We start from the raw sequence: 26,670 nt of genomic DNA, 5'->3' as shown, positions 1-26,670 counted from the left end.
TGAGCATGGCACCGGCACCACACTGTCCCCTTGATCCCGATCAAGTTTCAAATAAATAGAACACGGCAACGAAATACTCCGTTGCCTTTCTTCAAGGTATGCTAAACAATTGCCTTGATCTGTTTCATTTACTTGCCTGCTTGATCCACATGCCCGAATCCCCCACACCGCCAGCAGCGCTTTCCCGTTTTGTGCGAACCTTGCACCCCGATGTGCAACTACCGATGCGCAATGCCCTGGGGTGGCTGGGCGCACTCGCCCTGGTCATGGTCCTGACCATCTTGTCACCGGTCGGCACCACGGTTGACGGTATCCCTTACTACCTCGAATGGCATGCCCTCATGGAAGTCGCTTCCATTGTTGTGGCCGCCATGGTGTTTGCGGTCGGGTGGCGCTCTCGGGCACGGCCCGGGTCGGTGGGCATGACCTTTCTGGCCACCCTGTTCCTGGCCGTAGCACTGCTCGATTTTGCCCACACGTTTTCCTATGCCGGCATGCCGGGCTATTTTTCACCCAATGCGGTCGACAAGCACCTGAATTTCTGGATGTCTGCCCGGCTGCTGGCCGCCTTCGGCTTATTGATCATTGCCCTTAAACCCTGGCACAGACACATCAGCATCACCGGCAAGCGGGCCATGCTGGCCATCGTGATGGCCGCTACGATCGGCCTGCAATGGGTGGTCATCAAGCACATTGACCAGATGCCACGCTGGTTCATTGAAGGCGAAGGCCTGACCCCCTCAAGGTATATGGCGAGTTTCTGGTCATCGTGCTGAACCTGCTGGCCGCTGTCGCTTTGTGGCACCGCATGAAAGTGCCGCAGCCCGCACACATCGTGGCCCTGTTCACCGCCGTTTGCGTCATGGCCATGAGCGAGATTTTCTTTTCCATCTACACCTCCATGACCGGGGCCTATAACGTCATGGGCCATATCTACAAGGTTATTGCCTATTTCCTGATCTACCGGGCTTTTGTGGTGGAGGCCATCGAACGCCCATACACCGAACTGGCTGTCGCCGAGCAAAGTCTGCGCCAAGACGAAGAGCGCTTCCGGCGTGCGCTTGAAGCCGCGCCCAACGCCATGCTCATGGTCGATGACACACAAACCATTGTGCTCAGCAACGGGCGAAGCGACGCGCTGTTTGGCTACGAACGGGGTGATCTTATCGGCAAACCCCTGGATATTCTGGTGCCCGACACACTGAAAAATACCCACAAAGGTCTGGTCATGCACTACATGCAGGCACCCTCCGACCGCCCCATGGGCGCCGACCGCTTCTTGCATGCCCGTCGCAAAAACGGCGATTTGTTCCGGGTGGAAATCGGACTGACCCCGCTTGCCATCAAGAACCGCACCTTCATACTGGCCTCGGTCGTTGACATCACCGGTCGCCTCGAAGCCGAGGCACGCATCGAAAAGCTCATCTACTACGACAGCCTTACCGATCTGCCCAACCGCCAACTGCTCAAAGACCGCGTTAACCAGCTTATTGCCAACAGCCGGCAAAACAATGCCCTGTTTGGGTTGCTGTATCTTGACCTTGATCGTTTCAAGAACGTTAACGAAACGCTGGGACACAGTGTCGGTGACCGGTTGCTGGCCGCCGTTGCAAAACGCCTTCAGGCCGCAGCAGGGTCTGAAGCCACCATTGCCCGGGTGGTCGGCGACGAGTTCGTTGTCGTGATCACCCTCAAGCACGAAGAGGATGCCGCCCGCCTGGCCCGGCAGCTGCTGGCACACATTTCAAAGCCCTATTCGTTCGACGAGCACCACCTGGCACTGACACCTTCCATAGGCATTGCCCTGTATCCTGAGGACGGCGAAGACTTTGACACCCTCATGAAAAGCGCTGACATGGCCATGCAGCTGGTCAAGCTTGAAGGGCGCAACGATTTTCACTTTTTTGCGAAAGAAATGCAGCAACGCACCGGACGCATGCTGCAGCTGGAAAGCGCCCTGCTGTCTGCCATTGATGAAAATCAGCTGCACCTGGTGTACCAGCCACAGGTGCGTATCGCCGATGGGAAAGTCATCGGTGTCGAAGCCCTGCTTCGCTGGAATCACCCTGAGCTAGGGGCCATTTCGCCGGCCGAATTCATGCCTATTGCCGAAAACAGCGGGCAAATCATCACGATTGGCGCACTGGGTCCTGCGTACCGCGGCCAACCATCTCAAACACATGCTCAGTCAGGGTCATCCACCCATGATCATGTCGGTCAACCTGTCGGCAGTGCAGTTTCGTCACCCCAACCTCATCGGCCTGGTGAACGACATCCTGACAGAAACCGAACTGCCCCCGAGTACCTTGAGCTTGAGCTGACCGAAAGTGCAGCCATGCTCAATCCCGATCATGCCATCCACATCCTGCAAACGCTGCACAAACGCGGCGTACGCCTTTCCATCGACGACTTCGGCACCGGTTACTCGTCACTCAGCTACCTGAAGAAATTCAACATCTATAAACTGAAAATCGACCAGTCTTTCGTACGCGATATCGCCACCGATGTTGATGACCGCGCCATTGTGTCAGCCATCATCCAGATGGCCGACAGCCTGGGCTTCCATACCATCGCCGAGGGCGTTGAAACCCAGGCCCAGCTCGATTTTTTACGTGAACGCGGCTGCACTGAAATCCAGGGCTACCTCTACAGCAAGCCACTGCCCGCCGACGCCCTCGATCTCTGGCTGCAAAAAATCAGCCCGTGGATGCCGGATAAAGTGGACATGGACTGCTGCTGATTCAAGACAGGGTCATGGCCGTCGGTCAGCTGTCGTTACGCTGCTACACACCCACAACACAATTGCGCGAGGTTTTCTTCGCCTCATAAAGACGATCATCGGCCCGACGCGCCGCCGAATCGAACGGCTCACCGCTGTGCAGCGTAGCCACACCAATACTGGTTGTAAACGCAACAACAGTACCATCGTGCGACGTTACCGGAGTCTTTTCCACCTGCTGCCGCAAACGCTCGGCCAGCTCGATCGCCTGTTCTTTGGACGTGTTGACCAGCACGGCCACGAATTCTTCACCGCCATAGCGTGCGGCAAAATCACCCGTGCCAATGGCTGCACGCAACAACTGTGCAAACTGTCGCAGCACCATATCGCCCACCGCGTGGCCATACTGGTCATTGACCCGTTTGAAGTGATCAAGGTCCATCATCAGCAAAGCCATCGCCTGATTCTGACGTGCCCCGCGTACCTGCGCAAGACGCTGGTGCAGCGCCCCACGGTTCAGCAAGCCGGTCAATGGATCATGTGTCGCCTCACGGTACAAACGCAACAACAGCCCGAGATGAAAATAATTCGACGTCAGGGTAATGCACATCAAGGCCGCCAACAACCATATTTCCTGCAGGCCTGCTGCCGTCATCAATAGACCGCCAACGTGCAAGGCGTAGCCCTCGAGCACTAACAAGCCCACCCCGAAAATGGCTGATTCGATCAGGGTGAACGGGAAAATGGCCAGCATCACCATGAGCATGAACGGAATAAAGCTGTATCCGATCAGCTGCCCATCCCAATCTGACGGCATCCCCAGCAAAATCAGCCCGTAGAACAACGCGGGCAACGCAATCAGCAGACCGGCCGCCAGCCGCGTCTGAAGCACACGCCCCGAACTGCGCCAGGCCAGCACCACAGTCGCCAGCAACCCGACCAGCATGATGGCACGCCCCAGCCAGGCATACCCCATCGCGCTGCCGGGCAGCATGAAACTGTCAATCAACATCCAGAACGGGCTGAGCACCAGAAAAATTAGCCCAACAATCATGATGCGACTGCGCAGGTAATCGCCACGCGCATAGGCAAAATCGCGCGAATGACCACGGCTGGAGACCGTATCGCGCAAAGAACTGACCCCAAGTGATCTCATGGATTCCAGGAAAACGGTAAACGACGTTGATGATTGATGCTTTTCAGACATGCGCCGATTGTAATGGGGATGTTACCGAATGCACAGTTACCCCGGAAGTGCCGGCCGCGCATCTGGGCTACTTTCATACCGAATTCGTGGAACGCCGGAAATGGCTGGATGACAAAAGTTACTCAGGCCGGGTGGCGCTTTGCCAGTTTTTGCCCGGCCCAGCCAGCAGTCAGGTGGGGATCGCGCTGGGCTTGGGGCGTGCCGGGTGGTTCGGTTCATTGGCCGTCTGGGGCATGGCCAAGACCCTCTGGCCGGCTAGGGTGCCGCCCAGGCAGTGCTGCGACGGGTGCGATTGCCTTCGGCGGCTGACAACACTACCGTCGGGTAACCATCGTCACCACGTCTTTGGGCATCCTTCCGGCCAGCACCTGCAACAGATTCTCTGCCGCCCGACGCTCGATGGCCAAACGCACACGAGCCACCGCCGAGCCAATGTGCGGTGTCAGAACCGTCTGATCAGACACCAGCAGTGCCGGATGCACACACTGGGGACGCTCAGGCAACAACCAATCCTCCATTTCGTACACGTCAGCGGCGTACGCGGCGATCTGGCCCTTGTGCAAAGCACGGGCAACCGCCCCCTCGTGAACCACCGATCCACGCCCCACGTTGACGACGACCAACCCAGGCCGGGCAAGAGCCAATAGGGCATCATCAACCAAATGATAAGAATCATCGGCCAGGGCACCGCCAGAATCAGATAATCGGCGAGAGCCACAGCATGTGACACGCTGACCTGCTCGACACGAGGATCTTGATTCATCGGATCAACACCCAGAATTTGGGCACAGCCAAACCCCATCAGACGATCGACAATCGCCTTGCCAACCGCGCCCAGCCCAACGACTGCCACAACGGACTGATGCAGGCCCTTACCATAAAGCACCGGACGCCAACCAGCGTACTGGCCTGTGCGCATCCGCCGATCCCCCTCGCGCATATTGCGAGCAGCCGCTATCGCCAACCCGATCGCCAGCTCGGCCGTGGGTTCCGTCAACAAATCAGGCACGAACGACACCACCACCCCAGCCTCGTCACACGCTTTCAAATCAAAATTATCAAAACCCTTCAACGCACAGGCAATCGTCTTCAACCGTGGAGCAAACGACAGCAACCGGGCATCGACCCGATCCGGCATAAAGGCCATCAGCGCATCCGCCTGGGCCAGATGATGAGCCAGCTCGGCCTCGGACCAGGGTTCAGGGCCAGGATTCATCACAACATTACCCACGCTCTTGAGCAAATGCAGCACCTCCGCATGCACAGGCTGAGTCACAACAATTCTTGGTTGCATAACAATTTTCGTTCAGTTCAAAAACAATTGGACCGGCGGTGCCAGGCGGCATCGCCGGCCTGGGCGACTTACTTCAAATGCTTGCGCAGCACGCTGCCAATGCTGTCAACAACAATCACACACGCAAGGACCGACAATAAAATCGCCGACACTTCGTTGTATTTGATCAGTCGCAACGCAGCCATCAGTTCAAAGCCAATACCACCGGCACCGACAATACCGAGTACGGCCGACGCCCGGAAATGGTATTCCCAGCGATAAATCGTAATATCGGCCAACTGTGGCAACACCTGCGGCAAAACCGCATGCGTTATCACCTGAAACCGGCTGGCCCGGCTGCCGCCGCAGCTTCCATAGGCTTGGGATCAACATGCTCAATGGCTTCGGCGTAAAACTTCCCCACCATACCCGTGGAATGCAAAGCCAATGCCAACACGCCGGGCAGGGCACCAAAACCAACTGCAGCCACAAAAATGATGCCCAGAATAATTTCAGGGACCGACCGGAATGCTGCCAATACCGTACGCAACATCCGCCCTACCAATGGATGAGGTGTCGTATTGGGCGCGGCCAACAGGGCCAGCGGCAATGACAACACCACCGTCAGCGCCGTACCTGCAATGGACATTGCCAGCGTGTCGCGCAATGGAATAAGCCAATGCTGCCACCGGTCAAAATTGGGCGGAATCATCTCGGAACCCAACTGTTTCATGGCGGGGCCACCCTCAATGAAGCGCTGGGCATCAAAAAAGCCCGTAATACCCAACGCAACCAGGCACCAAAACACAATAACGGCAACCAGCATCAGGCGGCGCAAATTGCGCTGGCGGTCTGCCGCCAGCAGCGGCGCATAATTCAGTGTGTCTGCAATCACTTCATTTTCCCGATGTCGAGTTTGAGCACAGCGGCTGTTTCACGCAAAACGTCATAAGCGGCGTCATCTGTCGGCGCAAACCCTTCGACACGGAAGCTCTTCAGCACAACGGGATCTTTCATATTGAGGAACGCTGAGCGGATCTGCTCTTTAAGTGCTGGCGCCAGATTGTCCTGCATCACCATCGGGTAATTAGGAATCGGGGCACTCAGATCCAGTTCGATAATTTTCGTTGGGTCAATTGTGCCTTTCTTGACCAGGACATCAAGAATCGGTTTGGACAGCCCACCCGCAGGAACCTGACCGGCCTGAACCGCCCGGGCAACCGCATCGTGCGCACCCAGGTGAACCGGACGATAGTCCTTTTCACCATCCAGACCGGTTTTCTTCAAAATGTGGGCGCGAGGCGACAGGTGGCTGGACGTCGATGCCTGATCACCAAAGCCGAATGACTGACCACGGATATCCTCAAGGCGCTTGACCGGACCTTCCGCGTTGGCAATCATGACGGACTGATACGTTGGCGAACCACGCTCCACGCCAACCGCAAAGGGCTCAATCGCCGGTGCCTTGCTCTTGGCCAGCACGTATGAAAAGGGCCCGAAATACGCCACTTCAATACGACCGAAACGCATCGCCTCAATCATGGACGAATAGTCCGTTGTGACAATCAGTTCAATGTCTTTGCCCAGGGTCTTCTGCAAATACTCTTTCAGCGGCTGGGCATTCTGGATCAGCGTCGTCGCATTCTCGTCAGGCAGCAACGCCACACGCAAGGTATCGGGGTTTTTGCCCTGAGCTACCGCAACCAGGGAAGCGCTACCGAAAACAAACCGGCAACGACAGATTTCAATAAAACTCGACGTGTCAACATAACAATCTCCAGGAATATCAAGCCGCGCAAAGGGCGGGTATTTCAAAGTCGGATACCGGCTCAGCGTGATGGGTCACACCGGTGTAAAGTCGTTGGATATCAATTTCGGTCAAGGCGGCAGGCTTGCCGTCAAACACGACCTGCCCCTGGTTCAAACCCACAATGCGGTCGGCAAACCGTTTGGCAAACTCGATCTGGTGCAAACTGACTACGGCGGTCAGGTGATCGCTCTTGCAAATGTCGTGCAACAACTGCAAAACGCTTTCCGCCGTCACCGGATCCAGGCTGGCAACAGGTTCATCGGCCAGCATCAGTCGCGGTTTCTGGATCAGGGCGCGGGCAATACCAACGCGCTGCTGCTGGCCACCCGACAAGGCATCGGCACGACTCAATGTTTTTTCAAGCAAGCCGACCCGATCAATCGCCTCGAGCGCCAGGCACTTGTCCTCTTTCGACCAGGGCAACAATGACTGCAGGCTGTTGCGTGTCGCCAGACGCCCCATCAGAACATTGGCCAACACGGTCTGGCGACCAATCAAGTGGTGCTGCTGGAACACCATGCCCGTTTTGGAACGATGCTCACGCAATGCGCGACCACCACGCAGGGGCTGCTCGACGTCGCTCAGCAAAAGCTCTCCTTCGGTTGGACGAACCAGACCGTTCAGGCTCCGTAACAACGTTGACTTGCCCGCCCCCGAAGCCCCCAACAGCACCAGAAACTCACCCGGGCGAATAGTCAGAGACGTAGGCTTCAGCGCCTGGAAGCCGTTGCGGTAAGTCACCGCCAGATTTCTGGTCTGAATGAGCCAGGAAGGTAAAGGGGATGAATGCATTGCAGTTCGCTCCTTGTGTCGCGTTGGTCAGCACGGTTGCGAAACACTGTGTCAGCACAGCGTCGTATTAAGTTGGACGTCAGTATGATCAAATGCTGTTTCACCGATATGTACGTTTCGCATTGAATTAACACGCTATCCATAGATGCCACCTATGTCAGGAACATCATTACTTGCCGCCCTCAAAGCCTTCGATGCCACCGCACGTGCCGGCACCATCACCACCGCTGCACGCCAGCTGGGCTTGCGTCAGCCCACCGTATCGGCTCACATCATTCGTCTTGAAGCAGAATACGGTGTGGAGTTGTTTTACCGGCAAGGCCGACGCCTGGAACTGACTCAGTTTGGTGCGTCGCTGCTGGAACACACGCAACGGTTATTCAGCGCCGAACACGATGCCCATGCCCTGCTGCTGGCCGCAAAAACCAATTACAGCGGTTCGCTGAACCTGCACGCCATCGGTCCACACAACATCACCCCCATCATCAAGGCCTATCGGGAACACTACCCCGGCGTTCACATCAGCGTTACGGTAGGTGACTCGCAGTCCATTACACGGCGCATCCTCAACTACGAGGGCGACATCGGTCTGGTTTTAAGTGAAATTTCCGATCCCAAGATTTATTGCCTGCCTTACCGGGAACAGAAACTCGTGATCTTTGCGGCCACCAACCATCCCCTGGCACGCCATAAAACTCTTGGTATCAACGACCTGAATGGCCAGGAGTTTGTCATGCGTGAATACGGGTCAGGTACGCGAAAAGCATTCGAAAATGCCCTGAACGCAGCCGGCATTGCCGTAAAAACCAGTATTGAAATGCGCAGTCGCGAAGCGGTTCGCGAGGCTGTCGTACAAGGCCTGGGGCTTGGGGTTGTCGCAGATACGGCGTACCAGCCTGGGCCTGGTCTGGTCAGACTGGACGTCAACGGATTCACGGCAACGACCACCACTCGCCTGATCTGCCGCGCCGAACGCAAAAACTCACCGTTCATTGCCAATTTCTTGCAAACGGCCCAGCGACTGATCGGTGCATAACCAGTACACCGACAGAACGCATCCCGCTGACTCAAGTGGCCGCAAACAACCGCGTGGCGACCTGGCGAAACCACATGATGGCCGGGTCATTGTGAAAGCGCCGGCTCCAGTGCAATGAGATCGTGAAGCCCCCAGCGGCAAATCCGGTGTGATCGTGCCAAACCCCCGTCACGGTTGAACACACGCGCGGTACTGCCGGGAATCAGCACACACAAATTGGTCGCGCTGACAATAAACGGCAAGGACAGAAAATTCTGCGTGACCAACCGCAAGCGCCCCTCAAGGCCCAGCAGTTTCAGGATGCGCGAGGTATCGGCATGCGTATGCACCGCCACGAACTCCAGTGACTGCAACACCGACACCGGAGGACTGCTGCCATTCTGATGACGCAACACCGGATGGTCTTTACGGAAGAACACCACATAGCGGTCATCGAACAGCGGTTGAAAATGGCAGCCCTGCAAGCGCGGCAATGAGCCAAACGCAAAATCGACCTGGGCCTTGTCAAAGGCCAGCGACAGGTCGGTTTGCAGCAAATCCACAGTTTCCACCCGGACACCCGGCGCGTGCTGTTCAATTTCCCGCATCATCTTGGGCAGATAACGTTCCTCGCCCATATCACTCATCATCTGGATGCGAAACACCCGTTGCGAAAACGCCGGATCAAAGCGGTCGGCATCCGCCAGCGCCTGATCCAGAATCTCAAGCGCGTTGCGTACCGAAACGGCCAGACGCTCGGCGCGCGGCGTAGGGCGCACGCCCCCAGGCGCACGGACAAACAACGGATCACCCAGCATCGTTCGCAAACGCGTCAGGCCCTGACTGGCGGCAGGCTGGCTGATGCCCAACGCATCTGCCGCCAGGCTGATTTTCTGACGGGTATAAATCGCATCGAACAGACGCAACAGGTTCAGATCAACGTCATCAACATTCATTTTTCTAATGTCATTTATTAGTTATGTTTTATTGTCTTATATTAATCAGGACGACATAATAAACGCCACATAAAACAGCAACACGCACAACAACAGGAGACAAGCGTTCAGCCGGGACACCCCGGCCACGCCTATCGTCGCATGACGTGGATCACCATCGAAGACCTTCACCGGCAAGCCCGCCGTCAACTTCCCGCCATGGTCTACGACTTCATGGCGGGCGGCGCACAGGACGAGCGCACCCTTCAGGCCAATGCCGATGCATTCAAACAATGGCGTTTTCTGCCACGGCGCCTGGTCGACCTGCGCAGCGTCAACACCGCAAGCTCGGTGCTGGGGGCTGACGCGGCCTTTCCGGCCGTGGTCGCGCCAACCGGACTGAACTCGCTGCTCTGGCCCGACGGGGATCTGGCCCTGGCCAAGGCCGCACAGCACTGTGGAATCCCGTTCACCTTGTCAACAGCCTCCAGCCTGCCCCTGGAAGATATTGCCGCCCAGGCCAGCGGTCGCCTGTGGTTCCAGTTGTATGTGATTGAGCGCACGCTGGCCCGGTCATTGGTCGAACGCGCCAAAACAGCCGGTTACGAATGCCTGGTCGTCACTGTCGATGTCGTCGTCAACGGCAAACGCGAGCGTGACATGCGCAACCATTTTGCATTACCGGTGCGTCTGCGGCCACGCACCCTCTGGGATGGCATCAGCCACCCCGGCTGGTCATGGCGCTATCTGCGTAATGGCAAGCCCGTGCTGGGCAACTTCAATACTCCCGAAGCCCAAACCGCCACCGCGCGCGCCGCACTGCTCAGCCGTTCCATGGATGCCGGTTTCGACTGGTCGGCACTGGAGGCCATCCGGCAACAATGGCCGCACAAAATGCTCGTCAAGGGCGTACTGCACCCCGACGACATCCTGCGCTGCAAGGCCATGGGCATCAACGGGGTCGTACTGTCCAATCACGGTGGGCGGCAACTGGACGACGCCTGCACCGGCCTGGAAACCCTGGCCCGACTACCCGCCATGCCCGGCTTCGAGGTGCTGATCGATGGCGGCATCCGGCGCGGCAGCGATATCGCCAAGGCCGTTGCCTTGGGCGCAAGTGCCGTCATGCTCGGGCGGGCAACGCTCTATGGCCTGGCCAGTGCCGGGGAACGTGGCGTACGCAGCGCCCTGGATATCCTGCACAGTGAATACAAAGACGCGCTGACGCAACTGGGTTGTCCGGACACCGGGCAACTGAACCGGAACTATCTCCAACCCGCATCAATCCCGCTTCCCTTCCCCTCTTGCCAGGACACACCATGAACCAGACACCCGCATCACCGGAGCCCCCACGCAGCGGTCTGGCCCGGACGGCCCAGACCGCTGCCGGAGCCTGCGCCGCCATCGCCCTGGCCAGCATCATGTTCCTGATGCTGATCGACGTCACCGGGCGCTACCTGTTCAACGCCCCGCTGCCCGGCGCCGTCGAAATTATCGAACTGGCCATGGGGGTTTGTGTATTTGCTGCACTGCCACTTGTCACGGCCAGCAATGAGCACATCCGGCTGGACTACCTCAGCAATGCCGTCCGCGGGCGCGTCAGGGCATTGACCAATGCCATAGTCGCCACGATCAGCACCGCAGGCATGGTCCTGCTGGCCTGGCGCATCGTTGACAAGGCGCTGTCCATCGCACGATATGGCGACACCACGCCTTTCCTGAAAATTCCTATGGCACCGATTGCCTTGTTCATTGCCCTGTGTGCCGCTATCTCGGCGCTGATTTTCCTGATGCAGGCGCTGCGTTTCTGGCAACACACCATCACCGGCACACCATCGACTGCACAAAAGGGCCAAACATCATGATGACATCCAGCCTGTTCATTGGCCTGGCGGCGTTACTGCTGCTGTCCGCCATTGGCGTACCGATTGCCTTATCCATGGCCCTGGCCGGTTTTCTGGGGTTTGGCCTGATTGTCGGTTGGCCGGGAGCGCTGGCCATGGTCGGCCAAACCGCCTTCGACACCGCCTTCAGCTACAACCTGGCCATCCTGCCGCTGTTCATTCTCATGGGCAATTTCATTACTCGCGCGAAACTGTCTGAAGACTTGTACTCGGCCGCGTATGCCTTTGTGGGCCATCTGCGCGGCGGCCTGGCGCTGTCAACCCTGCTGGCCTGTACGGGCTTTTCCGCAGTGTGCGGTTCCAGCCTCGCCACGGCCGCCACCATGTCGCGCGTCACCATGCCCTCGATGCGAAAATTCGGCTACAAAGATTCGCTGGCCACCGGCGCCATCGCTGCAGGCGGCACCCTCGGTATTCTCATCCCGCCCTCCATTGCCCTGGTACTGTACGGCTTGATGACCAACACCGACATCGACAAGTTGTTCATTGCCGGCGTGATTCCCGGTCTGATTGGCCTGGGGTTTTATTGTGCTGCCGCATGGCTGGTTGCGGTGGCTGACCCGGCAGCCGGCCCCCGGGCGAACGTACCTCATGGCGCGAGCGTCTTCATGTCATGCGCCGGGTCTGGGGTGTGGCCACACTGTTCATCGTGGTCATCGGCGGTATCTATCTAGGTGTCTTCACCTCCACCGAAGCCGCCGGTATCGGCGCAGGTTTTGCCGGCGTGTTCGCCATCATCCGCGGCAAAATGCGGCTGCGCGAATGCGTTGAGGTGCTGGTTGACACCACCCGCATGACCGCCATGCTGTTCATTGTGGTCATCGGCGCACTGATTTTTCCCATTTCGTCAACGTGGGCGGCTTGCTGCAGGCCCTTGAGGCCTGGGTCAAACTGATGAACCTGGGCCCGGTCGAAGTCTTGCTGGGCGTCCTCGTGGTCTACATTATCCTGGGCCTGGTTCTGGAAAGCATGTCCATGATGCTGTTGACCGTCCCCATCTTCTTCCCCTTGATGATGAGCTACGGTTTTGACCCGATCTGGTTCGGCATTATCGTTGTTGTGGTCACCGAAATCAGCCTGATCACACCCCCATGGGCATGAATATCTTCGTTTTGCGCGCCACCCTGCCCGACGTATCCACCCACACGATCGTGCGCGGCGTCATGCCGTTTGTCATGGCCGACGTCTTGCGGCTGGCCTTGCTGGCGTCAGTCCCCATCATCACACTGTTCCTGCCCAACCGCCTGTAACCAGGCACCACACCACACAAAACCAAAATCAAGGAGACATAACCATGCTGAAAAAAATAGTACTGAGCGCCGGCCTGATCGCCGCCACCGCCTTTTCGTCGCTAAGCTCGGCGCAAACCGTGCTGCGGTTCTCGAACTGGCTGCCGCCCACCCACCCCATCACCACCCAGATCCTGCAGCCCTGGGCTGCAGACATCGAAAAGAACAGTGACGGCCGCATCAAGATCCAGTTCCTTCCGGCGCTGGGCAAGCCACCTGCCCACTTTGACCTGGTTCGCGACGGCGTTGCCGACATGGCCCTGAGCGTACACGCCTACACCGCCGACCGTTTCCCGTCCGCCTATGGCATGACCCTGCCCGGCTACGCCGACGATGCCGAAAGCGCCGCCGTAGCGTACTGGCGCACCCACCAGAAATTCTTTGAACCCTTGAATGAGTTCGACGGCGTCAAGCTGCTCGGCTTGTACACCCACGGCCCCGGCCACTTCTTCACCCGCGAAGTCAAACCCGTTGCCAAACTCGACGACCTGAAGGGCCTGCGACTGCGCGCAACCGGCGGTATCGTGCAAGACATGTCCAGTCGTCTTGGCATCGTGCCCCAGTTCACCTCGGCCAGCGAAGCCTACGAAATGCTTTCACGCGGTGTCGTTGACGGCGCCATGTTCAACGCCGACTCGGTCGACAGCTTCCGCTTGTTGCCCTTGATGAAGAATGCCTACCAGGTTCCAGGAGGCCTGTACCGCGACACGCACTACGTCATCATCAACAAAAACGCCTACGCCAAACTCAACGAACAAGACCGCAAGGTACTGGATGCTGCGTCCGGCGAAGCGTTCGCCCGACTGTCCGGCAAGGCCTGGGACAAAGTCGACGCTGAGGCCTGGAAAAAATGCAGGCGGCTGGCTACACCGTTGTGGTAGCCGGCGGAGACGACCTGAAACGCATCCATGCCGAAGGCGACGCGCTGCGTGACGCCTGGGTCGAGCGCATGAAAAAACTGGGGGTCGACGGCAATGCCGCATTGACCATGTTTAAAGACGAAATCGCCAAAGTGGCGGCAGAGAAGTAACACCATGAACACCACCATCACGACCCGTGACCCTTCACGTCAAGAACGCTTCACCGAAGCCTTCCGGCAACTCAAAGACTTGCTGGGTGACCGCGCCTCGACGGGCGAATCCGTACGAGCCAATCATGGCCGCGACGAATCCTGGCATGCGCCCCAGATGCCTGACGCCGTGGTCTTCCCCCAGAACACGGCTGAAGTCTCCGCCATCGCCCGCATCTGCCATGCCCATCGCATCCCGATGATTCCCTTTGGGGTTGGCTCTTCGGTTGAGGGCGCACTGATCCCCGTGCATGGTGGTGTGGTCATCGACATGGGCCAGATGGACCAGCTCATCTCGGTTGACCCCGGCAACTTTGACTGCGTGGTCCAGCCCGGCCTGACACGCCGCACCCTGAACGAACGCATCAAGGATACCGGCCTGTTCTTTTCGGTAGACCCCGGGGCCGACGCCACCGTCGGCGGCATGACCTCGACACGCGCCAGCGGCACCAACACGGTTCGTTATGGCACCATGGCTGACGTTGTGCGCGGCCTTGAGGTGGTGTTGGCCGACGGCCGCATCATCCGCACCGGCAACCGTGCCCGCAAATCGTCCGCAGGCTACGACCTGACCCACCTGTTCGTCGGTGCCGAGGGCACGCTGGGCATCGTCACCGAAGTCACGCTGCGCCTGTACCCCCGACCCGAGCATGTGATTTCAGCCACCTGCCGGTTTCCGGACGCCCAATCCGCCGTCGACACGGCCGTCGCCATCATGCAGTCCGGCATCAGTATTGCGCGGGTTGAATACCTTGACGAGGTCATGGTCGACGCCGTCAACCGCTACTCCAAATTTGACCTGCCCGTCACCCCGCACCTGTTCTTTGAATTTCATGGCTCGCCCTCTCAGGCCCAGGAAATCAGTGCCACCGTGCAGGAAATCGCCGAAGATAACGGCGGCGAAGGCTTCGCCTGCGCTACCCAGTGCCGAGGAGCGCGAACGCCTGTGGCGGGCACGGCACGATTGCGCCTACGCCTGCATGGCCTACGAGCGTCCCAAACGCATGATGACGACCGATGTCTGTGTACCGTTGACCGCCCTGCCCGAAAACATGCGTGCAGCTCGTGAAGACGCGGCCAATGCCGGCATCACCGCCCCCATCCTGGGTCACCTGGGCGACGGCAACTTCCACATGGTGCTGCTGATCGACCCGGAAAATGCCGAACAGGTTCAACGCGCCGAAGACGTCAATCGACGCGTGGTTGAACGCGCCATCGCCAGTGGCGGGTCATGCACCGGTGAACACGGCGTCGGCATGGGCAAACGCGAATACCTGCGCATCGAACACGGCGAAGCCCTGAATGTCATGCACAGCATAAAAAATGCTCTTGACCCACTCGGATTGATGAACCCGGGCAAGGTACTGCCTGACCAGCACACTTGATTCAACTAACGGCCGGGCCCATGCGCCCGGCATTTTTACACCATCAGGGCGTCACCCGAGCCACACCCAACTCGCTCAGGTTTCGCACCATGTCCTCGGCAGAGGTCTCCGGGTTGACCCGGGTTTCTATTTTCAGAACCCGACCATCCTTGCCAATGTAAAACGTATGGCGCTTGGCCACACCCAGCAACCCCAAAACATCCCATGCCTTGGCGACCGACTTGTCCTCATCACTGAGTATCGGAAAATCGGCATTGGTTTGTGATGAAAAGTCCTGGTTGTCGGCCAGGGGATCGACACTGGCCATGAAGTAAGTCACGTCAAACTGGCGGATCTTGTCGCCATTTTCAGCCAGCGACTTGCATTCAATCGTACAGCCGTACGTATTGGCCATCGGAAACCACGCCACGACAACCGCCTGCTTTCCCCGGTAATCGGACAGCTGATAGGTCTTGCCGTCTGCGCCCGGCAAACGAAAATCGGGGGCCATGTCACCCACCTCAAGCGCCCTGGCCAACCCTGAAAACGCCAGCAAGAAACCCGCCAGCAAAGCCACGCTAATCGGTCTGCGCATCACAATCTCCACTCAGTCATAGCAGTTTCTACTATATCGCTGTTCGGGCCCGAACCACGACACCGAACGACGGCATACCCGGGTCAAATCATGCGTAGTGGCGCCGCAACATCCACACCAGCATCTTGCAAAGCACCGCTGGCAGGTCTCTAATTAAATCTTCACTCCTGTCAGGACGGCCCAACATGTCATCAACATCCGCAAGTCCTATCGCCACCACCGGGCTGACTCTTGGGCCTCTTTTACTGCTGCTGTGCGTACTCACCGACCCACCCGGAGGCATGTCAGAAGCTGCCTGGTCCGCAACCGGCCTTACGCTACTGATGGCAGTCTGGTGGGCCACAGAGGCCATCCCTATCCCGGCCACATCACTGCTTCCGATCCTGCTCATCCCGGTTCTGGATATTGGCACCCTGACCAGCGCCACGTCGCCTTATGCCAACCCCGTCATTTTCTTTTCCTCGGCGGCTTTGTCATTGGCCTGGCCATGCAGCAATGGAATCTGCACCGTCGTGTCGCCCTGACGATTCTGCTCCTGATGGGCAGCAAGCCACGCCTGCAAATCGCCGGCATCATGATTGCCACCGGCTTCCTGAGCATGTGGGTCAGCAACACGGCTACCGCCATCATGATGTTGCCCATTGGCATGTCGGTTGCCGAGATGTTGACGGCAGACTCAACCTCGGAAAAAGACAATGCCCGGTTCATGACCGCCATGCTGCTCGCCATCGCCTATGCCTCCAGTATCGGCGGCATTGCCACGCTTATCGGCACGCCGCCAAACGTGTTCCTGGCGGGTTTTCTCAGCAAAACCTACGGCATCGAGATCGGTTTCGGCCAATGGATGCTGTTGGGTGCACTGGCCATTGCACAAGGCATACCGCCGGAAATGCTGGCCATACCCGCCGCCATTGCCGCAAGCTGCGCCTTCATGATGCCGGTGGCCACACCACCCAACGCGATTGTTTTCGGTACCGGGCACATGAAGATTCAGTCAATGATCAAGGCCGGTTTCGCCCTGAACATTGCCAGCGTGGTCATCATCACCGGCTTGTGTTACCTGCTTATCGGGCTGATCTGGGTACGTTAAGCGCGTTCAGTGCAGAAGCCCGCAACACGGGGGCTTCTGCAAAATCCGGGGGTCATCAACCCTTGACAGGCGACGCACCACTGCTTGAACGACTATCGTCAGCCGGGTAGCGTTGCAATGACGCCTTCAGGGGCCGTGTCAGATCTTCAGAATGCATGCCGGCCTGTTGCATCAGCGTATCGAGCAACGGGGCCTGCAGCTTGTACTTCAACGCCGACGACATCACCTGATCAGAAACGCTTTGACTGCCACTAAGGTCATCGGTACCCGAGCCTGAGCCGTTGTTCAACCCGTCGACGTGAAGAATCTTGATTTCGCTAATGTGCTCAAGCGGCTTGGCACTTTCGCGCATCACATTCTGCACTTGCTCGATAGCCGCCAGCTGAACACGCAGTTTCATGGCGTCAGCCGACATGAGATTCTCGGCTTCATTCAGGGCGCGCCGACCTTTTGCCTCAATGGCATAGTTCTTGTCTTTACCCTCACGCTGCAACTGGTCGGCATAGGCCTGGGCCTCGGCCAGCAAACGCGTCGTGTTGGCACGATGCTCGGCTGCAACTTTTTCGGCCTGGGCCTTTTCGGTAATTGCCAGTCCGCCCGCCTCCACTTCACGCTGTGCAGCAATCAGTGCCAAGGCCTTCTCGCGCTCAGCCCGCTCGATTTCACGCGCCGACAAAACAGCCTCTTCGGCACGAACCGAAGCCGCACGACTGGTCTCGGCCTGGGCCAGCGCCGCATTGCGTTTGCGCGAATTCTCGGCAATTTCAATTTCAATCGCTTGCTGGGCCAGCTCAAGTGTTTTACGTCGCTCGGTTTCCGCCAGTTCAAGATTGCGCGAGCGTTCGATTTCCATGGTTTTCAGCTGTTGCTCGAGAAGTATTTTTTGTTCGCGCAATGTTTTGTCCGAAGCGATACGCGCTTTTTCAATGGACTCGGCCGCATTGACTTCGGCCACTTGCGATTCGCGTTTCAGCGAAGCAACCTCGGCGGCAATACGACTTTGTTGCTCGGCCCGCCGAACCGAAATTTCATGCTCTTGCTGCATGCGGGCGTATTCTTCTTCGCGCTGCAATTCAAGTAACTGTTGCTCGGCCGTGAGGTTTTTACGCTGGATAGCCACCTGTGCATCACGCTCGATTTCATTGCGCTTCTTGCGACGCTCTTCAATCTCAGCCGTCAGTTTGGTTAAACCGGCAGCGTCAAAAGCGTTATTCGGGTTGAAAAACTCGCGCGAGGCCTGGTCAAGAGTGGAAATGGACACACTATCAATCTCCAGACCACTGGCTTCCAGGCCAATGGTGGCCAGCTCACGAACCCGTTGCGCATACGCCCCGCGATTCTCGTGCAGCGCCTCCATGGGCTGCTCGGCGGCAGCCGTGCGCAAGGCATCGGTGAAGCGCGCCTCGAGCAACTGACGCATGGCATCGGCCGACAGTGTGCGCGAGCCCATGGTACGTGCCGCCGCGGCTACCGCAGCACGTTCGGGCCGGACCCGCACATAAAAATCAGCCTCGATGTTGATACGCAGGCGATCTTGGGTAATGAGGGCGCTCTTGTCAAAATGGCTGACCCCAAGACGCAATGTATTCATGTTGACCCGGGTGACATCGTGCACCACCGGGAAGACAAACGCGCCGCCTGAAATGGCGACTTTTTCACCCAGAAACCCGGTTCTGACAAAGGCCAGCTCGGTCGTAGATCGCTGGTATAGCTTGGAAAGCAGCCACCAAAAGATGGCGATACCAATGATGATGAGAATGACCGTCAGTAAGATGATGCCGAGACTGTTTTCCATCGGGGAAGGGCTCCTGGTTAGTAAAAAATCAGCCGGGATCGTCAGAAGACGCAAGGGCTGAATCGACAAGCAGCTTGAGGCATTTCAAGAAAAGCGGCCGGTACTCTGCCGGCAGTCGGGCGAGCAATGACGCCTCGATTTCGCTGTCGCGCGGCATGACCTGGTTCAGTAACTGGGCGCCTGCCGGCGCAAGGTACAACTGATAGGCGCGCTGATTACTTCTGGACGTAACCCTTAACAGCAACTTGGCCGCAACCAGACGCTTGACCATGTCAGCAATGGTGTTGCGGTCCATGACCAGGCGTTCAGCCAGTGCATTCTGGTTAAGCCCCGGGTTCTGATACACCACGATCAGCGTGGCTTTTTGGCGCGGGGTAATCGATTCCCGAGAAATCGTTTGGGCGAAGGTTTCTTCAGCCAGGAAATGCGCCCGCCGGAGCAAATGTGACACGATCGTGTCCAGCTGGAATTCGTCGAGCAAGGCCCGTGTTTCGGGGGTCAGGGTCTCGAGGGCCACCAGGTGCTTGCGTGCGTGTTCAGGCGTTTCCGGAGCGACAACCCCAGGCACGGCAGCATGAACGGCAAGGTGGGCATCGACAGGATTTGACATGACTGTTATCGGTTGAAAGTAGTACGTGGTCATATATCTTCCGACCACTTGTTTTGCTGTTATATGCGGTTCTTGCCGATGTCGTCAACGCAAATTTAGTTAGGGTAATTACTAAGATAAATGCTTGTTTTAAAAGAAAATAAACCTTGACACACAGATACCGTGATCAATAGACTGTTTTTGAAACAGGTGTGTTACTGGCCTGAATTTAGTACGTGCACATATCCAAATTAAGGGGCCTTACATGACATTGAACGCGTCGTCCGTACGTCAGGTGGTTTCGTCTTCCGTCCTGCCGACACCGCGGTTTCTGTACACGCCAGTGCTGCGCGCCGGGGGTTCATTTTTATCTCCGGCATGGTCGCCATCAACCCCGACACCAATACCTTTGACGGGGGCAGCCCGCCCCGGCAAGCCCGGCAAATCCTGTCGAACCTGCAACGTCTGCTTGACGAACAAGGCTGGTCCAAACAACACGTCGTGTTGGCACGAATTTTTGCACTGACTTTGCAGCATTTCCACAGATCAACGACGTCTGGGACGAATTCTTCGCCCACGAAATCCCCCGGCCCGCACCTCGGTAGGCGTCAATGCCCTGCCGCTGGGGGCCAGCGTAGAAATCGAGTTTCAGTTACTGGAAGACTGCCCGCAACCGGGCGTGTCTGTCTAACGGAGCACATCATGGCTAACGGTGAAATCATTGCAGGCTTTTTGGCCCCGCATCCTCCGCATCTGGTGTACGGCGAGAACCCGCCCCAAAACGAACCACGCTCCGAAGGCGGCTGGGAACCCTTGCGCTGGGCCTACGAAAAAGCCCGCGCCAGCCTTGATGCCATGCGCCCGGATGTTTTACTGGTTCACTCGCCACACTGGATCACCTCGGTCGGCCACCACTTCCTGGGCGTGCGCCAACTGTCCGGGAAGTCGGTTGACCCCATTTTTCCCAACCTGTTCAGATACGATTTTTCACTTGAAGTTGATGTCGATCTGGCAGAGCTGTGTGCCGAAGAGGGCCGCAAAATGGGTCTGGTCACCAAAATGATGCGCAATCCCAATTTTCGGGTTGACTACGGCACCATCACCACCCTGCACATGATTCGTCCCCAATGGGACATCCCGGTCGTCGGCATCTCGGCCAACAACACCCCTTATTACCTCAACACCAAAGAGGGGATGGTCGAAATGGACCTGCTGGGCAAAGCCACCCGCGAGGCCATTCGCAAGTCAGGCCGCAAAGCCGTACTGCTGGCCTCCAATACCTTGTCGCACTGGCACTTCCACGAAGAGCCCAGCATCCCCGAAGACATGTCAAAAGAGCACCCGCAGAATCTCGATGGCTACCGTTGGGACATGCGCATGATCGAACTCATGCGCAAGGGCAAAATGCGCGAGTATTTCAAACTGCAGCCCCAGTTCATCGAAGAGTCTTTCGCCGAGGTCAAGTCAGGGGCCTTCACCTGGATGCATGCGGCCATGGGTTACCCGGAATTGGCCGGCGAACTCTACGGTTATGGCACGGTCATCGGAACTGGCAACGCGGTCATGGAATGGAATCTGCGCAAAGCGGGCCTCTCGCAACTCGATACACCCGACAGTACCGGTACGTCAGCCCTCAACCGCGAACCTTACGGTTCGGGTCTGCAAACCACGTACTGATGCGTGGCCTCTCTATTCTCTTGCTTAATGAGTCGCGATCATGACGGTTGTTTCAGCCTTTCTGGTGCCAGGTAACCCGCTGCCGTGCCTTAAGCCCGATGCCCTGGTCTGGGGGCGTCTGGCCAGCGCAATGCAGCGTGCCGGACGCGCGTTGGCGGCCTCTCGCCCCGACGCCGTTCTGGTGTATTCCACCCAGTGGTATGCCGTACTCGACGAACAATGGCTAACCCGCCCCCGCAGCCAGGGTATCCATGTCGACGAAAACTGGTACGAATATGGCGACATGCCCTACGATATCCACGCCGACGTCGAACTGGCCTACGCATGCGTCGCCAACTCGCCCAAACAAGGGGTGCATGCGCGGGGCATCAATTACGATCACTTCCCCATTGACAGCGGTACGATTTCTGCCTGCACCTTGCTGGGCATCGGCACCCAACGCTTGCCCCTGGTTGTAGCCGCCAACAACCTTTATCACGATGCCGCCACCACCGAAAAGCTGGCCGCCATGGCCGTGCAATGTGCGGCCGAGCAGGATAAACGCCTGGCGGTAGTCGGCATTGGCGGGTTATCGGGCTCTTTGTTCAGAACCGAACTTGACCCCCAAACCGACCGCATCGCCACAGCCTCTGACGAGGACTGGAACCAAAAAATCCTGCGTCTCATCGAAGCCGCAGATGTCACTCAGCTGCGTCAGGTTATCCCCGAATTCTCGCGCGAAGCGCGTGCCGATATGGGCTTCAAGCATTTTCATTGGGTGCTTGGGGCATTGCGTGGCCGGTTCATGGGCGCACGCGTTCATGGGTATGGGCCAATTTACGGTAGTGGTGCGGCCGTCATTGAGTTCACTTTGTAAGTCTCAAATCAAACCAGGAGTCGTCATGAAACTAAGCTCGAAATTGGCGTTGCTTGTCAGCGGCAGCCTTATGGTCGCCAGTGGCGGAGTGCTTGCGCAAGAACAATGCACCATAAAAATTGGTCGTGTGGTTCCCATCACCGGCCCGCTGGCCGACTACGGCAAGGTCACGCCCTGGGTTGACAAGAACAAGGTTGACCCCATCAACGCCGCCGGTGGTCTGGCTGTTGGCGACAAAAAGTGCAAGATCGAATACGAAATTTACGACAGCCGCAGTACCACCTCGGGCTCTGCCGAGGCCGCCACACGGGCTATTTTGCAAGACAAGGTCGATTTTCTGCTGGCCCAGGGCACGCCCGACACAACGAACGCACCATCCGACCTGTGCGAACGCCACAAAATGCCGTGCGTTACCGGCAACACCCCGGTTGAAGCCTGGTTGTTCGGCCCCGACGGCAAGCCGAAAGACTACGACTACACCCACCACTTCTTCTTCTCGGTACCCGACCTAGTCAAGAACCACATCGGCATGATCAAGTCGTTGCCGGGAGGTTTTAACGGCTCTATCGGCTACCTGTATCCGAATGATCCCGACGGCACAGTCTTTGCCTCGCTGTTTGACCCGGCCTTCAAAGAAGCGGGCTGGAAGCCAGTTGATCCGGGTCGTTTCGCCCAAGGCCTGCCCGACTTCAGCGCCATCATCAATCAATTCCGCCGCAACCGTGTTGAAGTGGTGACCGGCGTGCTGGCCCCTCCCGACCTGCAGAACTTCCTTCAGCAAGCCGCACAAGCAGGCTTCAAACCCAAAATGTACGTCATTGACAAAGGAACGGGCTACCCCGAACCCATGAAGGCCATTGGCCCAGCCGGTTACGGCATTGTCAGCGTAAATTTCTGGTCGCCGGCCTTCCCCGGAACATCAAAGTTCGGCGGCTATTCGGCACAAGAACTGGCTGACAAGTACGAAACGGCCAACCCTGGGCGTCAGTACACCCCGCCACTGGGCTACGAAGACGCCTCTTACGACATTTTGTTCGATGCCATTCAGCGTGCCGGTACGACCGACCGAGAAGCGGTTCGCAAGGCCCTGGGCCAAACCAATCTCGACACCGTAACGGGTCCGGTCAAGTTCAACGAGCAGAACTATTCCGTTCAACCCTTGGGCGGTGCCCAATGGCGCTATGACGAAGCCCAGAAAAAACTCATCAAAGAGAATGTCTACAACGAGGTTTACCCGTCGGTGAAGAAAACAGCCGATATGCAAATCTACAAGTAATGTCTGGCTGACAGCCTGCCGCCTCGTTCCAGACGCGCAGGCTGTTTTTTTGCCGACTCTTCGGTGCAATCCGCACCCTGATCTATCGGCCCAGCAGTTTTATATCCTTTGAATATCCTATGGATTCTTTGCTCGAAGTACGCGGGCTGAGCAAGTCGTTCGGTGCCGTCTCCGTCGCTCACCAGATCTCATTTGATGTACGTGAGGGCGAGATTCTGGGTGTCATCGGCCCGAATGGAGCCGGCAAGACAACCTTGTTCGGCATGTTGTCGGGCCATATCGCGCCCTCTGAGGGGACGGTCTTATTGCGGAACGAAGATATTACCGACTTACCCCCGCACGAACGGGCGCGCAAGGGCATTGCCAGAACCTATCAGGTGCCCCGCCCTTTCGGGCAAATGACCGTATTCGACAATTTGCGTGTGGCCGCCACCTTCGGCGGCGGACTGGCTGACACCGCCGTTGCCGAATGGATCGAACGTACGCTGGCCATCACCGGGCTCACCCGTTACGCCGATACATTGGCCGGCCGCCTTCCACTGTTGGTACGCAAACGTCATGAACTGGCCCGGGCGTTGGCCATGAAACCACGTCTGTTGCTCATTGATGAAGTCGCTGCCGGCCTGACCGAACAAGAAATCAACGACTTCATCAGCCTGGTTCGTCAGTTGCGCGGCATGGGTATCACGATCGTCTGGATTGAACACGTCATCCGCACCATGCTGACCGCCACCGATCGTCTCATGGCGCTGGCGGGTGGCGAAATCCTGGCGCTCGACAAACCTGACCGTGTCCTTGAAATGCCGGAGGTCCGCCGTGTCTACTTGGGCAACTAATACGCCGGCGCAAAGCGCCGTTTTGCGCGTCAACAGCCTGTCGGCCTATTACGGCGAATTGCGCGCCATTCACGATATCAACATAACCCTGCAACGCGGCGATGTCCTGGCGATTATCGGCGCCAATGGGGCCGGCAAATCAACCTTGCTACGCTCGTTGGCAGGCCTGACGACGCACGGTGCGCGGTCGCACGTGCGGGGCAGCATTGAACTGCATGGCCAGCGCGTCGAAACCTGGCGTCCGGAAGATATCGTCAATGCAGGGTTTGCGCTGGTCCCCGAAGGGCGACGCCTGTTTTCCCGTCTCAGCGTGGAAGACAACCTGTTGGCCGGGGCCTATTTACCCCGATGCCGACCACTGATTCCAGAACGGCTTGAAGAGGTTTTTACCCTTTTCCCCCGCCTGCGTGACCGGCGCCAGCAAATCGTTTCGCAAATGTCGGGCGGCGAACAACAAATGGTGGCGATTGGCCGAGCCCTGATGTCATCGCCTTCGGTTATTGCCTTTGACGAACTGTCACTGGGGCTTTCGCCGGCCATGGTCGAAGAGATCTACCAGAACCTCGGGCGCATCATAAAACAGGGCTCGACTGCCATCATCATTGAACAAGACCTGAAGCGGGCATTGGCGTCATGCACCCGCTTTTGCGTCATGCTCGAAGGCAATATCGTGCTTGAGGGCAAACCCGACGAAGTGGATTACGACACCATCACGGCAGCCTATTTTGGCAGCATGCAGGAAGCCACCATGACTGAAGAAGACCTGTACTGGTTTGCCATTGATTTACTGAATGGCATTTTGTCGGGCGCCATGCTCGGCGGCTATTACGCGCTGGTCAGCGTCGGTCTGGCCCTCAATTTCGGGGTCATGAAACTGGTCAATCTGTCGCATGGCGACTGGCTGATTGTCGCAGCATACCTGTGCGTGACCTTGCTCACGGCCACGGGGGTTGCCCCGTTCTGGGCACCATTGGTTGTGGTCCCGGTCATGTATCTGGTGGGTTATGGCATCCAGCGCGGCGTGCTCAACCATGTTTCGTCACATGCCGCCGAACGTCGAAATCTACCGCCGGTTTACGGGTTGATGCTGCCGCTGCTCGTCACCTTCGGGCTGTCCATTGTGCTGAGCCAGGGGATGCTGATCGTGTTCAGCGCCGATGCCGCCACAATCCCCAACGAATGGTCATATTCGGCAATCCGGCTTTCCCAAGACCTCAGCATTTCAACCCTGCGCTTAGGCTTCTTCATTGCCGCAGCCATACTGCTGGCGGGCTTATCCGCCTGGCTGCATCGCACGCACACCGGGCGTGCCATCCGCGCCGCCAGCGACGACCCAGAAATCGCAGCTGTCATGGGGATACGTACCACCCATATTTATGCCGTCGCCAGCGGTGTCGCCCTGGCGTCGGCATCGATTGCAGGCTTCATGATCGGCATGTCGCGCTCATTCCAGCCTTTTGACGGGACACCCTTTTTGTTGCTTGCCTTCGGGGTGGTCATTCTGGGTGGCCTCGGCTCGGTATTTGGCAGCCTCATCGGCGGTGTCGTCCTTGGCATCGTCCAGGTGCTGGCGGGCACCTACTTCGGCCCGGCAGCACAGCAAGTTGCCGGATATCTTCTGATCCTGCTGGTATTGGCGATGCGGCCCCAGGGTCTTTTCGCACGCAAATAGGCCGACGGTAAACATGAAAGTATTTTTCGATTCTTTTTATGGCCGCAACGGTTTCATCTGGGTGTTGACGCTGGCTGCCATTCTGCTTTTGCTCCCATTGGGGCTGTCCGCTGAAAGTTACTGGCTTCACCTGCTGTTCTCGGCATTCGTATTTGCAACCTTCGGACATGCCTGGAACCTGATGGCAGGTTATGCCGGCTTATTAACGTTTGGGCAACAGGTATTCATCGGCCTGGGGGCCTTCGCCCAAGCCATTGTCTTCTACTACGGCGGTGTCCCCATCTGGTTGGCCTGGCCCGTTGCCGGCATCGTTTCCGCCTTGTTCGCGTGGCTGTTATGCCTGCCGCTGCGCGAACGAGGCAGCCGTCAACGCATCAAGTGGGGGTGGGGATTGCCGTTGTGCTCTGGATTCTGTACGAATGGTTGATCCTCTCGGTACCCGAAGCCGACCTGTTTGGCAGCCATTACATTCGTCGCGTGGCCTTGTTACTGCTCATTTTCCTGGGGGCTCTGCCCTTGTTGAAACTTCAGGGGGCCTACTTTGCAATCGCCACCTGGCTAATTGCCGAAGCCGTTGCCACTGTCTTCAACGGCTGGAATCTGGTCGGGGCCGGCGGAGGCATGCAACTGAAATCCGAAGCCACCGCCGTACAGCTGTATTACGCAGCCTTCGGGCTGTTGTTGGTCTCAAGCGCCGTTATCTGGCGCTGGATGCGCTCATCCTATGGTCTGGCACTGACCGCCGTGCGCGACGACGAAGACGCCGCCCGCTCCAGCGGGGTCGACGTCAACAAGATCAAGGCCGCCGTATTTCTGGTCAGCGGCACCATGACAGGGTTGGCGGCAGGCCTGTATTACATGGATGTCGTGATCATCACCCCCCAATGCCTTCTCTATTTCATGGGCC

General features: G+C 57.8%; 24 protein-coding genes and 7 pseudogenes. 21 read left to right on the top strand and 10 right to left on the bottom strand.

What is annotated here, in order from left to right:
* Positions 1-98: 98 nt before the first annotated feature.
* Both N7E01_RS09195 and N7E01_RS09190 read left to right on the top strand, forming a co-directional pair.
* A pseudogene (locus N7E01_RS09195) lies at positions 99-937 on the top strand (membrane-associated sensor domain-containing protein); the annotation flags it as partial.
* Positions 923-2,740 carry a putative bifunctional diguanylate cyclase/phosphodiesterase gene (locus N7E01_RS09190; protein WP_350495025.1) on the top strand — a complete coding sequence of 606 codons (1,818 nt, stop codon included), beginning with the start codon at positions 923-925 and terminating at the stop codon, positions 2,738-2,740. The pseudogene N7E01_RS09195 and the gene N7E01_RS09190, both read left to right, overlap by 15 nt.
* Positions 2,741-2,783: 43 nt before the next feature.
* On the opposite strand, the gene N7E01_RS09185 is transcribed toward N7E01_RS09190, so the two are convergent.
* Positions 2,784-3,875 carry a GGDEF domain-containing protein gene (locus N7E01_RS09185; protein ID WP_289172667.1) on the bottom strand — a complete coding sequence of 364 codons (1,092 nt, stop codon included), beginning with the start codon at positions 3,873-3,875 and terminating at the stop codon, positions 2,784-2,786.
* A 101-nt stretch (positions 3,876-3,976) separates the two neighbouring features.
* Between N7E01_RS09185 and N7E01_RS09180 the strand changes: the two are divergent.
* Positions 3,977-4,156 (top strand): annotated as a pseudogene (locus N7E01_RS09180) (chromate transporter); the annotation flags it as partial.
* A gap of 84 nt (positions 4,157-4,240) precedes the next feature.
* Here the strand turns inward: N7E01_RS09180 and N7E01_RS09175 are convergent.
* From N7E01_RS09175 to phnC, 5 genes and pseudogenes are all read right to left on the bottom strand, one after another.
* Positions 4,241-4,390, bottom strand: a complete 150-nt coding sequence (locus N7E01_RS09175; RefSeq protein WP_289175868.1) for a hypothetical protein — start codon at positions 4,388-4,390, stop codon at positions 4,241-4,243.
* A gap of 24 nt (positions 4,391-4,414) precedes the next feature.
* Positions 4,415-5,220: pseudogene (locus N7E01_RS09170) on the bottom strand (NAD(P)-dependent oxidoreductase); the annotation flags it as partial.
* Positions 5,221-5,288: 68 nt separating this feature from the next.
* Positions 5,289-5,752: pseudogene (locus N7E01_RS19415) on the bottom strand (PhnE/PtxC family ABC transporter permease).
* Positions 5,753-6,090: 338 nt separating this feature from the next.
* Positions 6,091-7,014 (bottom strand): phosphate/phosphite/phosphonate ABC transporter substrate-binding protein, encoded by a 924-nt coding sequence (gene phnD / locus N7E01_RS09160; protein ID WP_289172665.1) that lies wholly within the window; start codon positions 7,012-7,014, stop codon positions 6,091-6,093.
* On the bottom strand, positions 6,986-7,801 hold the full coding sequence (gene phnC, locus N7E01_RS09155) for a phosphonate ABC transporter ATP-binding protein (protein WP_289172664.1): 816 nt from the start codon (positions 7,799-7,801) through the stop codon (positions 6,986-6,988). The genes phnD and phnC overlap by 29 nt, the downstream gene beginning before the upstream one ends.
* 154 nt (positions 7,802-7,955) lie before the next feature.
* On the opposite strand from phnC, the gene N7E01_RS09150 reads away from it, so the two are divergent.
* Positions 7,956-8,837, top strand: coding sequence for a LysR substrate-binding domain-containing protein (locus tag N7E01_RS09150; RefSeq protein ID WP_289172663.1), 882 nt, complete (start codon positions 7,956-7,958; stop codon positions 8,835-8,837).
* 86 nt (positions 8,838-8,923) lie between these two features.
* Here N7E01_RS09150 and N7E01_RS09145 read toward each other — a convergent pair whose 3' ends face one another.
* Positions 8,924-9,772: a LysR family transcriptional regulator gene (locus N7E01_RS09145; RefSeq protein WP_350494813.1), complete on the bottom strand. Its 849-nt coding sequence runs from the start codon at positions 9,770-9,772 to the stop codon at positions 8,924-8,926.
* A gap of 141 nt (positions 9,773-9,913) precedes the next feature.
* Between N7E01_RS09145 and N7E01_RS09140 the strand changes: the two genes are divergently transcribed.
* The 7 genes and pseudogenes from N7E01_RS09140 to N7E01_RS09110 all read left to right on the top strand — a co-directional run bounded on the left by N7E01_RS09140 (position 9,914) and on the right by N7E01_RS09110 (position 15,398).
* Entirely contained in the window at positions 9,914-11,074 is a 1,161-nt protein-coding gene (locus N7E01_RS09140; RefSeq protein WP_289172662.1) for an alpha-hydroxy-acid oxidizing protein, read from the top strand.
* Positions 11,071-11,616 (top strand): TRAP transporter small permease, encoded by a 546-nt coding sequence (locus tag N7E01_RS09135; protein ID WP_289172661.1) that lies wholly within the window; start codon positions 11,071-11,073, stop codon positions 11,614-11,616. The genes N7E01_RS09140 and N7E01_RS09135 overlap by 4 nt, the downstream gene beginning before the upstream one ends.
* A pseudogene (locus tag N7E01_RS19410) lies at positions 11,616-12,905 on the top strand (TRAP transporter large permease). Before N7E01_RS09135 ends, N7E01_RS19410 begins: the two are co-directional and overlap by 1 nt.
* A gap of 44 nt (positions 12,906-12,949) precedes the next feature.
* Positions 12,950-13,825 carry a TRAP transporter substrate-binding protein gene (locus tag N7E01_RS09125; protein ID WP_289172660.1) on the top strand — a complete coding sequence of 292 codons (876 nt, stop codon included), beginning with the start codon at positions 12,950-12,952 and terminating at the stop codon, positions 13,823-13,825.
* Positions 13,795-13,974 carry a hypothetical protein gene (locus N7E01_RS09120; RefSeq protein WP_289172659.1) on the top strand — a complete coding sequence of 60 codons (180 nt, stop codon included), beginning with the start codon at positions 13,795-13,797 and terminating at the stop codon, positions 13,972-13,974. Before N7E01_RS09125 ends, N7E01_RS09120 begins: the two co-directional genes overlap by 31 nt.
* A 4-nt stretch (positions 13,975-13,978) precedes the next feature.
* Positions 13,979-15,082 carry an FAD-binding oxidoreductase gene (locus tag N7E01_RS09115; RefSeq protein ID WP_289172658.1) on the top strand — a complete coding sequence of 368 codons (1,104 nt, stop codon included), beginning with the start codon at positions 13,979-13,981 and terminating at the stop codon, positions 15,080-15,082.
* Positions 14,994-15,398: an FAD-binding oxidoreductase gene (locus N7E01_RS09110; protein ID WP_289172657.1), complete on the top strand. Its 405-nt coding sequence runs from the start codon at positions 14,994-14,996 to the stop codon at positions 15,396-15,398. The genes N7E01_RS09115 and N7E01_RS09110 overlap by 89 nt, the downstream gene beginning before the upstream one ends.
* Positions 15,399-15,441: 43 nt before the next feature.
* Here N7E01_RS09110 and N7E01_RS09105 read toward each other — a convergent pair whose 3' ends face one another.
* Positions 15,442-15,972 carry a peroxiredoxin gene (locus N7E01_RS09105; RefSeq protein WP_289172656.1) on the bottom strand — a complete coding sequence of 177 codons (531 nt, stop codon included), beginning with the start codon at positions 15,970-15,972 and terminating at the stop codon, positions 15,442-15,444.
* 185 nt (positions 15,973-16,157) lie between these two features.
* Between N7E01_RS09105 and N7E01_RS09100 the strand changes: the two genes are divergently transcribed.
* Together N7E01_RS09100 and N7E01_RS09095 are read left to right on the top strand one after the other, a co-directional pair.
* Entirely contained in the window at positions 16,158-16,496 is a 339-nt protein-coding gene (locus N7E01_RS09100) for an anion permease (RefSeq protein WP_289172655.1), read from the top strand.
* Positions 16,460-17,062: an SLC13 family permease gene (locus N7E01_RS09095; protein ID WP_289172654.1), complete on the top strand. Its 603-nt coding sequence runs from the start codon at positions 16,460-16,462 to the stop codon at positions 17,060-17,062. Before N7E01_RS09100 ends, N7E01_RS09095 begins: the two co-directional genes overlap by 37 nt.
* 55 nt (positions 17,063-17,117) lie before the next feature.
* Here the strand turns inward: N7E01_RS09095 and N7E01_RS09090 are convergent, their stop codons facing one another.
* Together N7E01_RS09090 and N7E01_RS09085 are read right to left on the bottom strand one after the other, a co-directional pair.
* Positions 17,118-18,857 (bottom strand): flotillin family protein, encoded by a 1,740-nt coding sequence (locus tag N7E01_RS09090; RefSeq protein WP_289172653.1) that lies wholly within the window; start codon positions 18,855-18,857, stop codon positions 17,118-17,120.
* 28 nt (positions 18,858-18,885) lie between these two features.
* Positions 18,886-19,467, bottom strand: a complete 582-nt coding sequence (locus N7E01_RS09085) for a MarR family winged helix-turn-helix transcriptional regulator (RefSeq protein ID WP_289172652.1) — start codon at positions 19,465-19,467, stop codon at positions 18,886-18,888.
* 357 nt (positions 19,468-19,824) lie between these two features.
* On the opposite strand from N7E01_RS09085, the pseudogene N7E01_RS18755 reads away from it, so the two are divergent.
* The 8 genes and pseudogenes from N7E01_RS18755 to N7E01_RS18750 all read left to right on the top strand — a co-directional run.
* Positions 19,825-19,932: pseudogene (locus N7E01_RS18755) on the top strand (hypothetical protein); the annotation flags it as partial.
* A gap of 216 nt (positions 19,933-20,148) precedes the next feature.
* Complete coding sequence (gene cnbCb / locus N7E01_RS09075) at positions 20,149-21,123, top strand: 2-aminophenol 1,6-dioxygenase subunit beta (protein WP_289172650.1); 975 nt, start codon at positions 20,149-20,151, stop codon at positions 21,121-21,123.
* Between the two features lie 40 nt (positions 21,124-21,163).
* The gene (locus N7E01_RS09070; RefSeq protein WP_289172649.1) at positions 21,164-21,979 is read left to right on the top strand and encodes a DODA-type extradiol aromatic ring-opening family dioxygenase; all 816 of its coding nucleotides are present in this window, start codon (positions 21,164-21,166) and stop codon (positions 21,977-21,979) included.
* A 25-nt stretch (positions 21,980-22,004) separates the two neighbouring features.
* Positions 22,005-23,255 carry an ABC transporter substrate-binding protein gene (locus tag N7E01_RS09065; RefSeq protein ID WP_289172648.1) on the top strand — a complete coding sequence of 417 codons (1,251 nt, stop codon included), beginning with the start codon at positions 22,005-22,007 and terminating at the stop codon, positions 23,253-23,255.
* A gap of 119 nt (positions 23,256-23,374) precedes the next feature.
* Positions 23,375-24,091 (top strand): ABC transporter ATP-binding protein, encoded by a 717-nt coding sequence (locus N7E01_RS09060; protein WP_289172647.1) that lies wholly within the window; start codon positions 23,375-23,377, stop codon positions 24,089-24,091.
* Entirely contained in the window at positions 24,072-25,763 is a 1,692-nt protein-coding gene (locus N7E01_RS09055; protein ID WP_289172646.1) for an ABC transporter permease subunit, read from the top strand. The genes N7E01_RS09060 and N7E01_RS09055 overlap by 20 nt, the downstream gene beginning before the upstream one ends.
* Before the next feature lie 13 nt (positions 25,764-25,776).
* Positions 25,777-26,190: an ABC transporter permease subunit gene (locus N7E01_RS09050; RefSeq protein ID WP_289172645.1), complete on the top strand. Its 414-nt coding sequence runs from the start codon at positions 25,777-25,779 to the stop codon at positions 26,188-26,190.
* Positions 26,100-26,588: pseudogene (locus N7E01_RS18750) on the top strand (ABC transporter permease subunit); the annotation flags it as partial. The gene N7E01_RS09050 and the pseudogene N7E01_RS18750, both read left to right, overlap by 91 nt.
* Positions 26,589-26,670: the final 82 nt, after the last annotated feature.

Origin of the sequence: Neopusillimonas aromaticivorans, from assembly GCF_030344915.1 — a bacterium.
Taxonomy (GTDB): domain Bacteria; phylum Pseudomonadota; class Gammaproteobacteria; order Burkholderiales; family Burkholderiaceae_B; genus Neopusillimonas; species Neopusillimonas aromaticivorans.
Note: the sequence above shows the minus strand (reverse complement) of the source record. Positions and strands in the feature narration are given on the sequence as shown.

Excerpts from the sequence above, each read along its gene's own strand:
- N7E01_RS09190 (WP_350495025.1), top strand. The coding sequence starts at position 923 with ATGGGCCATATCTACAAGGTTATTGCCTATTTCCTGATCTACCGGGCT.
- N7E01_RS09185 (WP_289172667.1), bottom strand. The coding sequence starts at position 3,875 with ATGAGATCACTTGGGGTCAGTTCTTTGCGCGATACGGTCTCCAGCCGT.
- phnC (WP_289172664.1), bottom strand. The coding sequence starts at position 7,801 with ATGCATTCATCCCCTTTACCTTCCTGGCTCATTCAGACCAGAAATCTG.
- N7E01_RS09150 (WP_289172663.1), top strand. The coding sequence starts at position 7,956 with ATGTCAGGAACATCATTACTTGCCGCCCTCAAAGCCTTCGATGCCACC.
- N7E01_RS09145 (WP_350494813.1), bottom strand. The coding sequence starts at position 9,772 with ATGAATGTTGATGACGTTGATCTGAACCTGTTGCGTCTGTTCGATGCG.
- N7E01_RS09140 (WP_289172662.1), top strand. The coding sequence starts at position 9,914 with ATGACGTGGATCACCATCGAAGACCTTCACCGGCAAGCCCGCCGTCAA.
- N7E01_RS09135 (WP_289172661.1), top strand. The coding sequence starts at position 11,071 with ATGAACCAGACACCCGCATCACCGGAGCCCCCACGCAGCGGTCTGGCC.
- N7E01_RS09125 (WP_289172660.1), top strand. The coding sequence starts at position 12,950 with ATGCTGAAAAAAATAGTACTGAGCGCCGGCCTGATCGCCGCCACCGCC.
- N7E01_RS09120 (WP_289172659.1), top strand. The coding sequence starts at position 13,795 with ATGCAGGCGGCTGGCTACACCGTTGTGGTAGCCGGCGGAGACGACCTG.
- N7E01_RS09115 (WP_289172658.1), top strand. The coding sequence starts at position 13,979 with ATGAACACCACCATCACGACCCGTGACCCTTCACGTCAAGAACGCTTC.
- N7E01_RS09110 (WP_289172657.1), top strand. The coding sequence starts at position 14,994 with ATGGCCTACGAGCGTCCCAAACGCATGATGACGACCGATGTCTGTGTA.
- N7E01_RS09105 (WP_289172656.1), bottom strand. The coding sequence starts at position 15,972 with ATGCGCAGACCGATTAGCGTGGCTTTGCTGGCGGGTTTCTTGCTGGCG.
- N7E01_RS09100 (WP_289172655.1), top strand. The coding sequence starts at position 16,158 with ATGTCATCAACATCCGCAAGTCCTATCGCCACCACCGGGCTGACTCTT.
- N7E01_RS09095 (WP_289172654.1), top strand. The coding sequence starts at position 16,460 with ATGCAGCAATGGAATCTGCACCGTCGTGTCGCCCTGACGATTCTGCTC.
- N7E01_RS09090 (WP_289172653.1), bottom strand. The coding sequence starts at position 18,857 with ATGGAAAACAGTCTCGGCATCATCTTACTGACGGTCATTCTCATCATC.
- N7E01_RS09085 (WP_289172652.1), bottom strand. The coding sequence starts at position 19,467 with ATGTCAAATCCTGTCGATGCCCACCTTGCCGTTCATGCTGCCGTGCCT.
- cnbCb (WP_289172650.1), top strand. The coding sequence starts at position 20,149 with ATGGCTAACGGTGAAATCATTGCAGGCTTTTTGGCCCCGCATCCTCCG.
- N7E01_RS09070 (WP_289172649.1), top strand. The coding sequence starts at position 21,164 with ATGACGGTTGTTTCAGCCTTTCTGGTGCCAGGTAACCCGCTGCCGTGC.
- N7E01_RS09065 (WP_289172648.1), top strand. The coding sequence starts at position 22,005 with ATGAAACTAAGCTCGAAATTGGCGTTGCTTGTCAGCGGCAGCCTTATG.
- N7E01_RS09060 (WP_289172647.1), top strand. The coding sequence starts at position 23,375 with ATGGATTCTTTGCTCGAAGTACGCGGGCTGAGCAAGTCGTTCGGTGCC.
- N7E01_RS09050 (WP_289172645.1), top strand. The coding sequence starts at position 25,777 with ATGAAAGTATTTTTCGATTCTTTTTATGGCCGCAACGGTTTCATCTGG.